The following is a 12,519-nucleotide window of genomic DNA, read 5'->3' as shown; positions in this document are numbered from 1 at the left end:
GGTTAACCATTCACTTTCAACTCTTCCACGAATTTATCGATACGCTGCATCTCTTTGGGGATATCGATACCCTGCGGACAATGAGGATTACATTGCTCACACCCTGTACAATGGTTCGCTTGACGCAACTTTGGGACACTCCGGTCATAACCGACTAAGAAGGCACGACGAGCTTTCGCATAATTTTCGTCTTGTGCGCTTTTCGGAACATTCCCTTCGTTCACACATTTATTATAATGTAAGAGAATACCCGGAATATCCAACGCATATGGACAAGGCATACAATATTTGCAATCATTGCAAGGTATTGTCGGATATTTCATCATAAGCTGGGCCGTCTCTTCCAAAAAGTCTTTCTCCTCGTCCGTTACCAGGATAAGCGGGGAATAGGTACGGATATTATCTTGCAAATGCTCCATATAAGTCATGCCGCTTAGCACCGTCAAGACCCCATCCGGAGAGCCGGCGAAACGAAAAGCCCATGAAGCCACGCTATTCTCAGGCCGTTGCTGTTTCAAACGAGCAACGATATGATCCGGAACATTCGATAAGCGACCTCCTAATAGCGGTTCCATGATAATTGCCGGAACACCTCGCTTCTCTAATTCGCCATACAGATAATCAGCGTTTACGTTACGCCCCGAGGCATGTTTCCAGTCCAGATAATTCAGCTGTATCTGAACGAAATCCCATTTCACGCCCATATCCAACACATAATCAAACACTTTTACATCCCCATGAAAAGACCAACCTAGGTTACGGATACGTCCCGCTTCCCGTTCTTTCACCAAGAAATCAAGCATTCCATTATTTATATAGCGGTCATTGAAAAGCTCGATACCATTCCCCCCACCGATAGAGTGAAGCAAATAATAATCCAGATAATCGGTTTGCAAATCACGGAACGACTGCCGATACATCGCCAACGAGTTTTCTCTCGTATAGTTCTGGAAGTTTGACAGTTTAGTGGCCAAATAATAGGAGTTCCTAGGATGGCGTGCCAATGCGATACCGGTCGCTTTCTCGGACATACCTTGTACATAAACAGGAGAAGTATCAAAGTAATTCACCCCATGCTCTATCGCATAATCCACTAAACGATTCACGGCTTCTTGATCAATCTGGTCTTTACCGTCCGATCCTTGTTTCAAGGGCCAACGCATACAACCATATCCTAAAATAGAAACCTTATCGCCATTCGTAGGATGTTGGCGATAGGTCATTTTATCGGTAGGAACCTCACCTAACGCCACAGCCGCCCCCGGCTCATTCTTGGGAGCGCAACCGTAAAGCGCCGCCGAAGAGGCGACAGCCCCACCCCCAAATACCTTCAAGAATTTACGGCGATTCATCTCTTGAGGGTTCTCATTCTTTCCACATGAACTCATAACTCGATCGGTTTTTTTATCCTAATTAGTATATCCAACATTAGTCTATCATTAACATTCCTTCTATTAATTGCACAAAAATAATAAAACAGGAAATATATAGGAGAGCAATCCCCGACTAAAAAGAATATTCGGGACTTTATCACGAAAAAAACGGATTTTTGTTGTATTTTTGCGAATTGTTATCAAGAATGATTAGACGAACAGGCACATGGAAAAAGAAGAAAATCCGATATACGAGCGCAACACGCTAGAATTTGTTACGGTAGCACTGGAATATTGTACCTTTGTTGAGACCGCCGGAAATACCGGGCTTTTCGACTTCGTAGATAAGGCGACAAAACTTTTGCCTCTTTTATACTTAAAGGCCAGCCTGTTGCCCGAAGTGGAATCTGAAGAGGAAACCGAACTCGAGCTTTCCGTTTCAGAAGACATGTACGAGTCGGTTCGTTCACGGATAGCCGGTTTGCTTGGCGAACGAGATTCCTATCTGGAAACATTTCATGCGGATATGCGGTATAGCGATACTCCTATCGCAGCGTTTATTTCCGAGAATTTGGCAGATGTCTATCAAGATACAGGAAATTTTGTATCTTTATTCCGTCAAGGAAACGAGGAAGTTATGCAAGAGGCTATCGCTTTGTGCCGCACGAACTTCCAAGAATACTGGGGACAGCAATTATTGAATGCCTTGAAAGCGTTGCACGCTATGCGTTACAGTGGTGATGAGGATTTGGAAAAGAATGAAGAGGAAGAATGATACAACAATTTATACATACAATTACTAAAGAGGAAATAGCGAAACTTACCGTAGAGGAATTCAAGGGACGTATCATTACGATCCTTAGTAAAGAGGAGGCAGACAAGGCCGTAGAGTACTTGCTGCGTTTTCCGATTGTCGGTTTTGATACGGAGACCCGTCCCAGCTTTAAGAAAGGACAGCGTTACAAGATCTCATTGATGCAGATATCAACGGATGATACTTGTTTCTTGTTCCGCTTGAATCATATCGGTATACCGGAATCTCTGGAGAAATTCCTGAAAAGCAGTTCGACCTTAAAGATCGGGTTATCTTTACGGGATGATTTCGGGGCGATACGGAAGCGTTCGGATATAGAACCCGCCAATTTCCTTGATTTACAGAATTACGTAGGCCAGTTCGGCATTGAGGATGCCAGCCTGCAAAAGATATATGCGATACTTTTCCAAAAAAAAATATCAAAAGGACAACGCCTCACGAATTGGGAGGCGGATGTATTGACAGACTCACAAAAGAAATATGCGGCCCTCGATGCTTGGGCTTGCCTAAGAATATATAATTTATTGAATCAAGCATAAATGAAGTATTGTAAAGTTTTTCTCAAGCCTAAGAAAGAAGAATCGCTATTGCGTTTCCATCCATGGGTATTTTCCGGGGCGATCCAATCTGTTGAAGGCGACCCGGAAGAGGGTGACTTGGTAGAGGTATACGGAGCGAACCAGCGTTTTTTGGCAATCGGCCATTACCAAATCGGCAGTATCGCCGTACGTGTGTTATCTTTCACCCCAATCGCCATCGACGATGCTTTTTGGATCGAACGTATCCGTATTGCTTACGAACTCAGAAAGACCTTGCGGCTGGCTGGGGTAGAAAATAATAATACGTTCCGCCTGATTCACGGCGAAGGCGATAATTTACCGGGATTGGTGATCGATATGTATGCGCATACGGCGGTTATGCAAGCACATTCGGTAGGAATGCATTATGCCCGTCATCAGATCGCGGAGGCTTTGAAAGCGGTATTGGGCGATACTTTACAAAACATCTACTATAAATCGGAAGCGACTTTACCTTATAAAGCGAATTTAGGTAGCGAAGATGGTTACTTATTCGGAGGCGAAGTGGAAGATATCGCTATAGAAAACGGACTGAAATTCTGTGTAGACTGGCAGAAAGGCCAAAAGACAGGTTTCTTCGTGGATCAACGGGAGAATCGCTCTTTGTTGGAGCATTACGCAAAGGATCGCTCCGTATTGAATATGTTCTGTTATACGGGCGGTTTCTCTTTCTATGCGATGAGAGGAGGCGCTAAGGTAGTTCATTCCGTAGACAGTTCGGCGAAAGCGATTTCTTTGACGAAAAAGAATGTCGAGTTGAATTTCCCGGGAGATCCCCGTCATGAGGCATATGCGGAAGATGCGTTTAAGTATTTGGAAAAAATGGGAAGTAATTATGATTTAATCATATTGGACCCTCCTGCGTTCGCTAAACATAAGAATGTACTACGTAACGCCTTACAAGGGTATCGCAAATTAAATGCGATCGCTTTCGAGAAGATCAAGCCGGGAGGAATCTTGTTTACTTTCTCTTGTTCTCAAGTAGTTAGTAAAGAGAATTTCCGTTTAGCCGTATTTAGTGCTGCCGCCCAATCCGGCCGTAGTGTCCGAATCTTACATCAATTAACCCAACCCGCAGATCATCCGGTGAATATCTACCATCCGGAAGGGGAATATCTGAAAGGTTTAGTATTGTATGTAGAATAAGATATGCTCTTTGGGTGAAAACAAAGAATTAGTTTTCACCCAAAATTCAAGTTAATACCCCGGATTCTGTGTCAAGTTCGGATTCAAGGAACGGACTTTATCGGGAATGGGGAAAACAGTGGTATAGCCATTCGATTCATGGGGCAATTGAGGGCGATCCGTATAAGGGCGGGTAAACTTTCCAAAACGCACCAAATCCTGCCTCCTCCAGCCTTCCCAAGCCAATTCCAGTTGACGCTCAGCCAAAATATTTTCTAATGTCGCCTTACGAGGTAACATTCCCACACGGAAACGAACGGCATTCAACTCTTCATCCCCATTCTCTCCATTACGAACTTTCGCTTCCGATCTCATTAACAAGACATCCGCATAACGGAATAATACGATATCATTATCCGATAGCTTTCCATCTTTCGTCCCCATCTTATCGATCTCGTATTTCTTCATGCGGGCACCCGCCGTTTTCTCGGCAGGCAACCTAGACAAATCCAACCTAACCTCTAGAGGTAAATACACCAAAGGAGTCCCATTATCTAACCGAATCGTATCACCATTGAGGTCAAACATCGTATCGGCGTAATAATTCTCATAAAATCGGGTATCGACCGAGTCCGTCCCATACGCAAATACCCGAAGGGTCTCTATCGTAGCGCAAGAGCCGTTCTCTCCCCCCAATCCATATGCTTTGGCATGATTATAGTGACGGGAGCGGAAAAGATATTGCATTTGGTTCGTATATAAGTTCTTATCCATCGGAATCGTGAAAATATTCTCTCCTGACGATTCATTAAATACAGAAAAATTATCCGCATAGTTCGGAGATAAGCTATAGTTTAAGTCTGTTATTGAATCACAGTACGCCACAACCGTTTGCCAAGCGTTCAACTTCCTCTCGCCTACTCTAAAATAGATTTCCCGTCCATTCGGACGCAGACCATCTGTCCAGTCGTTATCCGTAAACACTTCTGCGTTTAAGGCCAACTTCGCCAATAAGAAATAAACAACCGGTCTCGTAATTCTTCCATAATAATCGCCGGGCGAATTACTATGCGCCGTACTCAATAACAAAAGGGATTCTTGTAATTCTTTTACAACAAAATCAAAGACCTCTTTCCGGTCACTCTGCCGCACGTCTTTCACCGGAATGGAAGAAGAAACGATAAGAGGGACACGGCCAAACATATCGACTAAATAATAATAATACATCGCACGAAAAGCACGAACCTCCGCCTCATACCGATCTAAATCGTTATAATCCGTTTTTTGCCGCAACTCGCCTAATATCTCTAAAGATTGATTGCTTAATACGATTACTTTATACAGATATTCCCAAGTAGCTTGGATAGCGTCACTATTCGTTCCCCACTTATGCAAGAAGAGACCTTGCCAGAAACCGCCGTCATACCAGTCGCCGCCACGAGTCGGGAGCATGGCCTCGTCAGTCGTAAAGGTATTCAAGTCGTAGACACCCCGGTACGTTCCCTGCAATCCTTGGCTATCGCTATAACCTCCGATATAATTATATAAGGAAGCAACCGTATTCAGATAGACATTCTGAGGGGTATCGTACGCATCCTCCGGATAAAGCTGATCACGAGGGTCCTCTTTCAGATAGCCATCGCACGACGATAACATCAAACCCGCAAATATATAGGATAAAATAGAAAGCTTTCTCATACGAACACCTTTTTAAAAATTAAAACTCAACCCCATCGTATAGGAACGAACCACCGGATAAGATCGCTTATCGTCTATACCTAAGGTATTATTTACGATAGAGCTATTTATCATCGGAGTCAATCCCGAATAACCTGTAATTGTCGCCAAATTATTTACGGAAACCGAAAGCCGTACGTTTCTTACATATTTCCTTAAATTACCAAGAGACACGTTCCAACCCAACGTCAAATAATCAAAATTGATATAATCCCCTTTCTCCAACCAATAATCCGTAGCCGTCTGATCTTGGATATTCCGGGATGGGGCTTCTCGCAACACGTTATAATCCGGGAATATATCCATATTCATATAAGTTAGCGATGTTCCATTATAAATCTTATGCCCAAAGGCTCCGTTAATCTGTACTGATAGATCGAATTGTTTATACCGGAAACTGATATTAGAGCCTAAAAGTGTTTTCGGCATAGCTTGTCCCGCAATATAACGATCCTCACCATCCTCCAAACTCACCCCGTTTCCATTCAAGTCCTCAATCTCATACTTATAGCCGCCGTTCCCATCGGAAACCAAACCTGTACATTTCGGTAAATAAAAAACACCCAAAGGCTGTCCGACCATTTGATAAACGATATGATTATACCCTCCATGGAAACCAGCCCCATTTAAATCCGAGATGCTAGTATATTCCGGGGCGGACATATATTCCCCTTTATAGTAACCGCTCAAGGAGAGCAATTTATTCCGTTGGAAAGTTACGTTTACGTTTATATTCAATTCCATATCTTTCGTACGCAAGGGCGTGACGCCAATACCCAATTCCACGCCACTATTTCGCATCGATCCCAGATTCGCCAACATTTTATTATAAGCGAAAGGCGGAACGCTTACATCGTATAAATACAACATATCATCCGTCTTGGAATTATAATAATCTACGGCAAGAATAAAACGATTGTCGAAAAACCCTGCATCGATACCGGCATTGAACGTACGTTTCACCTCCCATTTCAAGTCCGGATTCGCATTACGGATCGTACCCAAGGTAACGGTGGGCGCACCATTTACGGAAACAACCCCATTAGGTTTCATCAATCGCAAAGAATTGTAAGAATCGATCGCGTCTTGATTACCGGATAGGCCATATCCCGAACGAATCTTTAAATTCCTTACCCACGAGACACCTTCCATAAACTCCTCTTCGGTCAACACCCAAGCGACAGAAGCCGAAGGGAAAAAACCCCATTTATTATTGGCCCCCACTTTCGAAGAGGCATCCGCACGGGCATTCACGGTAGCGATATACTTTCCATCATAAATATAATTCACACGTCCAAGGAAAGAAGCCAGATGAGGAGCCTCATAGTAAGAACCGGTCCCCTCCCATAAACGTACCGCACCTGCCTGTAAATTATCATAACCAAAACGATCGGTACTGAAATTCGTCGCAGTCGTATAAAAACCTCTCGTTATCATTTTCTGAGCTTCCGCCAATCCCAATACATTTAGTTGATGCAAACCAAAGTCTTTTTTATAGGCCAACATGAAATCTCCTAATAAAGATTCTGTTTTCCGCTCCCCCCGATAAGCCTGCCCATGTGCCCAAACCGAAGTAGGGAGGTATTGGGCGTTATCTATTACATTATAGGTATACGAACCGAAAGCCGTAAACATTAAATGCTTACTCAAGTTAAAAACCAGTTTTAAGTGCGTATTTATATGAGCATTCGAATCATCATCCTTCACCTCCAACCAAGCCAAAGGATTCGTGATCTGGCTAGCGTTAGTTATTTGATCCCAGCTACCCGTCTCCATATTCTTATGATTCGGAAATGTCGGGTTGAAAGTAGCGGCGGAATAGAACATCTTCTGTACGTCATTTAAATAAGCATTTTTCAGCAAGGAACCAAATATGCCTAAATCAAAGACTAGAAGATCATTGAACGCATGCTGTGTAATATTCAACTTGGTCGTAAAATTACGTGAGTTCGTATTTCTGATAACCCCTTCCCTTTCCACAAATCCCAAGGGGGCACGATAACTGGAAGTCTCCGAACCACCCCCAAAAGCGATATGATGATTCTGCACCAACCCCAACCGGGTGACCTCATCCTGAAAGTCCGTATTATTCCCTAAATCTAAAATACCGATATTACGTTCCTCCGCCAGTTTCCGGAAACCATTCGTCGATAACATATCCAAACTTTTATAAGCCGCCTCCACACCGAAACTCCCATCATAACTGATACTAAAAGCTCCCTGCCGCCCTTTCTTTGTCGTTACCTCGATAACACCGGAAGCGCCACGAGAACCATATTGAGCAGTCTCCGAGGCATCTTTCAAGATCGTGAAGTTCTCGATATCCGCCGGATAGATCGAGCTAAGCAAATTAAGATCGGCAAAAACCCCATCAATAATCACCAACGGATCATTACCTCCCGTTAAGGAAGTTGTACCCCGGACCCGGACGGCAGCCAAGGCAGCGGCGCTATTTCCTCCAACCGGGATACTAACGCCGGATACCCTTCCCCGAAGAGCGTCCAAGGGTGTAGAGATCAATCCCTCATTCATCCCCCCTTCATTCACCCGATTTACGGAACCGGATAAAGTACTACGATTGCCCGTAGCATATCCGACAGTGATCAACTCATCTATCAAATTGGAATCCGACAAGAGAGGCTTGATCGTATCCGGCAGAAGCGGTAGCTCCTGACCGTAGCCGTAAGAGAAAGACAAGGCCCCGCAGAGAAACAAAAACAGGACTTTTCGGATATATATAAGAACTTTCATAAGTACGTTGGATTTAAGATTAATAACCCATATAAATAAAACTTCCCTCGGTTTAGTTTTGTTCACACCCAAGATACAACATTTCCTCAAGATCTTAAAAATAAAAGCGTACCAAGTTGTCAAGAAGCCTCGACAAGGCTTTAGCGATATTTAATAATGTCCCTCAAAAATATATACGGAAATATTTCTTTATTCCGTAATAGATTGTACCTTTGCCATCGTTAAAAAACATAGCGTATTATTAAGTAATAACATACTAAAACTTATTTATTATGTCAAAAGTAACAGTTGTTGGTGCCGGAAATGTAGGCGCTACTTGCGCAAATGTTCTTGCCTTCAATGAAGTGGCAGACGAAGTTGTAATGCTAGACGTAAAGGAAGGCGTATCCGAAGGTAAAGCGATGGATATGATGCAGACCGCTCAATTGCTAGGTTTCGATACTAAGGTTGTAGGTTGCACAAACGATTATGAGAAGACAGCTAACTCTGACGTTGTAGTTATCACTTCTGGTATTCCTCGTAAACCGGGTATGACTCGCGAAGAACTGATCGGTGTTAACGCTGGTATCGTTAAGAGCGTAGCTCAAAACATCTTGAAATACTCTCCGAACGCAATCTTGGTAGTTATCTCTAACCCGATGGATACAATGACTTATTTGTCATTGAAGTCTTTAGGCTTGCCGAAGAACCGTATCATCGGTATGGGTGGTGCTTTGGATAGCTCTCGTTTCAAATATTTCTTATCTCAGGCTCTAGGCTGTAACGCTAACGAGGTTGAGGGTATGGTAATCGGTGGTCACGGTGACACTACAATGATTCCGTTGGCTCGCTTGGCTACTTACAAAGGTATCCCTGTTAGCAAATTGTTAAGCGCAGAAAAATTGCAAGAGGTTGTTGCTTCCACAATGGTTGGTGGCGCTACATTAACTAAATTGTTAGGTACTTCCGCTTGGTATGCGCCGGGTGCTGCTGGAGCATTCGTTGTTGAGTCTATCATTCACAACCAAGGTAAGATGGTTCCTTGCTCTGTTTACTTGGAAGGTGAGTACGGTGAATCTGATCTCTGCATCGGTGTTCCTGTTATCCTTGGCAAGAACGGTATCGAGAAGATCGTTGAGTTGGAATTGACAGCTGAGGAGAAAGAGTTCTTCGCTAAGAGCGCTGCCGCTGTTCATAAGACTAACGAGGCTTTGAAAGAAGTGGGTGCACTTTAATTTGAATTTCTATTAAAGCGATAAAAGAGGCTGATCCTTCGGGGTTAGCCTCTTTCTTTTTATGTGGATACGGATAGTTACGACGGAATGAAGATAATATTCGTGTTCTTTAGCCGCTGAAGATACATACGGAACAGAATATCCGGGATAAAATAAATATTATCTTCTTCAGTCAGCAAATCCAATTCCATCAGTTTACGGGCAGCCGCTTGGACTGCACTGCTGGAGACCAATGAATATTTACGAATGAAACCGGCACTCATAATCTTCTCCGCCTTACCTGCTGAGGCTATGGCATACAGCAATTCTTTCTGACGTTCGGGAATTCTGGACAATAGTTGGCGATATCCATCGCCTGCCTCTTCCAAAACTCCATCAACTGTCTGCCGTAATATATCCAACGTACAACTACTGCCTATAGGGATATTTATAAAAGCTTCATGAAAAGTTTTCTGCATATAATATGTATTCCCCTCAAACAAACGATATATAACCAATACATCTTCCTCACGAATAGCCCGTTCATACACATCAAACCAATGACAGACAAAAGGTATGTATTCTTCAGCGACGATAGGATACAATTCCAAAATCGATGTACTGTTATAGAATGGACGAGCGGAAGAGAGGAACATCTCCGTTACCAAATGACACCCACTGCCTGAAAAGATAAAATGCACATTAGATAAATGCTGAATATGGGAGCGCAATAAAGCTTCAATATTTTTTTCAGGGTATTTGGAAATCTGCTGAAATTCATCAAAAGCCACGATACAGGGTTTGTCTGCCTTTTTCAGACATACATGCATATAATTTAGCAACAAGCAAAGAAACCCCACCAAGCAGATCACGGGAAATACTGACCTTGGCACAGCCAAGCAAGTCTATGCGAATCACAAAACAGGTCCCACTATCCGGCGAAGCTTGGCCATCTGATCGTCCGGGATGAAGGCCACGGGACGTATGCCGCCTCGCCTCTCTCCGGCGATGTTCACCATGAAACGTTTGATGTATGGAAGGTGCACGATCTCCTTTCTACGTAAGGTATCGGTACAGCGGATGAAAACTATGGAGCGGAACAGGATTCGTTCTACCCACTTCCGCTTGCCTGCAGCAGTGAGGCTCATCTCCTTTTGGGAAGCGACATAGACCTCATAATCCTTCTCCCCTTCCGGCTGGCTCGCCACACGTTTCTCCAATCTGTCGACGCAAAGTTTCTCCGAAATTTTGATAAAATAGAAGGTTCTCGTTATTAATATAGGTATAAGGGATTTCCTCCCGACCACTAAACCGCTTGAATGAATTCAAGGCATCTTGATAACTCTTCGCCGTAGAATGATGTCCTCCCTCACATAACTCGGTTATGTACGTCCGCATACAAAATCGTTCTTTCCCATACTCATCACATTTACTTAAATTTAAACGCTAGCAAATGTAATACAGAACGTACTTATTAAATGCGCAAAAAAGATGTATCGCAGAATTACATCCCAAACCGGTAATCACTACTTCAACTTTCCAGCCTCATTCAATACTTTCAGGAAGTTGCTCCAAGCTTTCTCTATCTTTTGCATGTTTTCGTCCCTTTCCTCTTGGTTACTTACCTCATTTTGTAGAACATCTACAACAGGATATCCATCATATAAATAATATCTCTGATAATCCCCTAATAAGACTGGGGCATTATAGATAACGGAACTTATCGAAGAGATACTGCCTACCGTGAAGTGACCGTTTCCAGCTATCCGGAATTCAACCTTCTCATTGCCTCGCACGTCTTGCTTGATAGAAATATTCTTCTCGAAAACGATTTCTTTTGTAACTGAATTAAAAGATTTGATATCATCCGGGACTTTGATCACTTGTCCGGTAGTAGCCGTATCAAAATTTTCCTCATCATTATCGCAAGCGCAATAACCGATGAGAAATACAGACATGATAAGATATAATAAAAATGACTTTTTCATATTAAACCTCCTTTATTGGATTTCATTGTGTGTTGTCTTATTAGTAAGACACTTAAAAAGAGACAAATGCTGCACGTTTACCATTATTTAACAAACATTATTAACCAAACCGTCCTTCCATTACATAAAAAAGCCGGAGGAAATGATTTCCTTCGGCTTTTACCTATCGTTTGTTATTAGTATTTATTTGACAATACCTAATTTAGACTCACCAACGAAATCTATAATATGTTGGATCTCCTTACTCATCGGAACCTGATCCTTGATCATTAACAAGGCATCCGTAAGGCTGCTGTTTCCTTGGAAGATGATCCGGTACGCATGACTGATGTGCTTGATAACCTTTTCACTGAATCCCTCATGAGACATGATGAAAGAGTTCACGCCATAATACGTGGTAGGCTCTTGAGCCGCTACGATAAAAGGAGGTATATCCTTACGGAAACGACAGCCGGTTTGAATCATCGCCCAAGCCCCAACCCGGGATCCTTGGCTCATCAATACATTGCCTCCGAAGATCACATAATCTTCCAAGATACAATTTCCGGAAATCTTACTACCATAGCCGAATACACTACAGTTTCCGATCTGCGTATCATGAGAAACATGTACCCCCTCATGCAAGAAATTACCATTACCGATACTAGTACGTCCTTCCGCTGTCGAGGAACGGTTAATCACCACATTCTCACGAATCACGTTGTCATCTCCGATTACGGCGATCGTATCACCTCCCTTATAAAAGAAATCCTGAGGCTCAGCAGCGATAACAGCCCCGTTAAATACACGGTTGCGATTTCCCATGCGTGTACCGCTCATCAAGCTGGCATGAGGCATGATCTCGCAATCATCCCCGATCTCCACGTTCTTATCAATGTACGCAAAAGGATGAATCATAACGTTCTTCCCGATCTTTGCGCTTGAATCTACATATGCTAATGGACTAATCATAACTTTACT

General features: G+C 43.1%; 11 protein-coding genes and 1 pseudogene. 4 read left to right on the top strand and 8 right to left on the bottom strand.

Features of this window, described 5'->3' with window-relative positions; all coding sequences use genetic code 11:
- Nucleotides 1-2 precede the first annotated feature (2 nt).
- On the bottom strand, nucleotides 3-1,388 hold the full coding sequence (locus tag HMPREF0999_RS14710) for an aldo/keto reductase (RefSeq protein WP_009276256.1): 1,386 nt from the start codon (nucleotides 1,386-1,388) through the stop codon (nucleotides 3-5).
- Between the two features lie 211 nt (nucleotides 1,389-1,599).
- Here HMPREF0999_RS14710 and HMPREF0999_RS14705 point away from each other — a divergent pair, with 211 nt between their 5' ends.
- From HMPREF0999_RS14705 to HMPREF0999_RS14695, 3 genes are read left to right on the top strand one after another with little or no spacing between them, the layout of a single operon-like run.
- Nucleotides 1,600-2,148: a DUF5063 domain-containing protein gene (locus HMPREF0999_RS14705; protein WP_009276255.1), complete on the top strand. Its 549-nt coding sequence runs from the start codon at nucleotides 1,600-1,602 to the stop codon at nucleotides 2,146-2,148.
- The gene (locus HMPREF0999_RS14700) at nucleotides 2,145-2,726 is read left to right on the top strand and encodes a 3'-5' exonuclease (RefSeq protein WP_009276254.1); all 582 of its coding nucleotides are present in this window, start codon (nucleotides 2,145-2,147) and stop codon (nucleotides 2,724-2,726) included. Before HMPREF0999_RS14705 ends, HMPREF0999_RS14700 begins: the two co-directional genes overlap by 4 nt.
- On the top strand, nucleotides 2,727-3,911 hold the full coding sequence (locus HMPREF0999_RS14695; RefSeq protein WP_005855414.1) for a class I SAM-dependent rRNA methyltransferase: 1,185 nt from the start codon (nucleotides 2,727-2,729) through the stop codon (nucleotides 3,909-3,911).
- 51 nt (nucleotides 3,912-3,962) lie between these two features.
- Here HMPREF0999_RS14695 and HMPREF0999_RS14690 read toward each other — a convergent pair whose 3' ends face one another.
- Nucleotides 3,963-5,588, bottom strand: coding sequence for a RagB/SusD family nutrient uptake outer membrane protein (locus tag HMPREF0999_RS14690; protein ID WP_009276253.1), 1,626 nt, complete (start codon nucleotides 5,586-5,588; stop codon nucleotides 3,963-3,965).
- 12 nt (nucleotides 5,589-5,600) lie between these two features.
- Nucleotides 5,601-8,378 (bottom strand): SusC/RagA family TonB-linked outer membrane protein, encoded by a 2,778-nt coding sequence (locus HMPREF0999_RS14685; protein WP_009276252.1) that lies wholly within the window; start codon nucleotides 8,376-8,378, stop codon nucleotides 5,601-5,603.
- A gap of 272 nt (nucleotides 8,379-8,650) precedes the next feature.
- Here HMPREF0999_RS14685 and mdh point away from each other — a divergent pair, with 272 nt between their 5' ends.
- On the top strand, nucleotides 8,651-9,592 hold the full coding sequence (gene mdh, locus HMPREF0999_RS14680) for a malate dehydrogenase (RefSeq protein ID WP_009276251.1): 942 nt from the start codon (nucleotides 8,651-8,653) through the stop codon (nucleotides 9,590-9,592).
- A gap of 77 nt (nucleotides 9,593-9,669) precedes the next feature.
- Here the strand turns inward: mdh and HMPREF0999_RS14675 are convergent, their stop codons facing one another.
- From HMPREF0999_RS14675 to lpxA, 5 genes and pseudogenes are all read right to left on the bottom strand, one after another.
- A complete protein-coding gene (locus tag HMPREF0999_RS14675; protein WP_226769946.1) occupies nucleotides 9,670-10,362 on the bottom strand; it encodes an AAA family ATPase in 693 nt (230 codons plus the stop codon).
- Between the two features lie 123 nt (nucleotides 10,363-10,485).
- Nucleotides 10,486-10,791 (bottom strand): hypothetical protein, encoded by a 306-nt coding sequence (locus HMPREF0999_RS14670; protein ID WP_010184765.1) that lies wholly within the window; start codon nucleotides 10,789-10,791, stop codon nucleotides 10,486-10,488.
- A gap of 22 nt (nucleotides 10,792-10,813) precedes the next feature.
- A pseudogene (locus tag HMPREF0999_RS22030) lies at nucleotides 10,814-10,969 on the bottom strand (integrase); the annotation flags it as partial.
- Between the two features lie 128 nt (nucleotides 10,970-11,097).
- The gene (locus HMPREF0999_RS14665; protein WP_005855403.1) at nucleotides 11,098-11,559 is read right to left on the bottom strand and encodes a hypothetical protein; all 462 of its coding nucleotides are present in this window, start codon (nucleotides 11,557-11,559) and stop codon (nucleotides 11,098-11,100) included.
- A gap of 183 nt (nucleotides 11,560-11,742) precedes the next feature.
- Complete coding sequence (lpxA, locus tag HMPREF0999_RS14660; RefSeq protein WP_009276249.1) at nucleotides 11,743-12,510, bottom strand: acyl-ACP--UDP-N-acetylglucosamine O-acyltransferase; 768 nt, start codon at nucleotides 12,508-12,510, stop codon at nucleotides 11,743-11,745.
- Nucleotides 12,511-12,519 lie beyond the last annotated feature (9 nt).

Origin of the sequence: Parabacteroides sp. D25, assembly GCF_000307475.1 — a bacterium.
Classification (GTDB): Bacteria; Bacteroidota; Bacteroidia; order Bacteroidales; family Tannerellaceae; genus Parabacteroides; species Parabacteroides distasonis.
The sequence above is the reverse complement of the archived record's forward strand: the minus strand, read 5'-3'. Positions and strand labels throughout refer to the sequence as shown.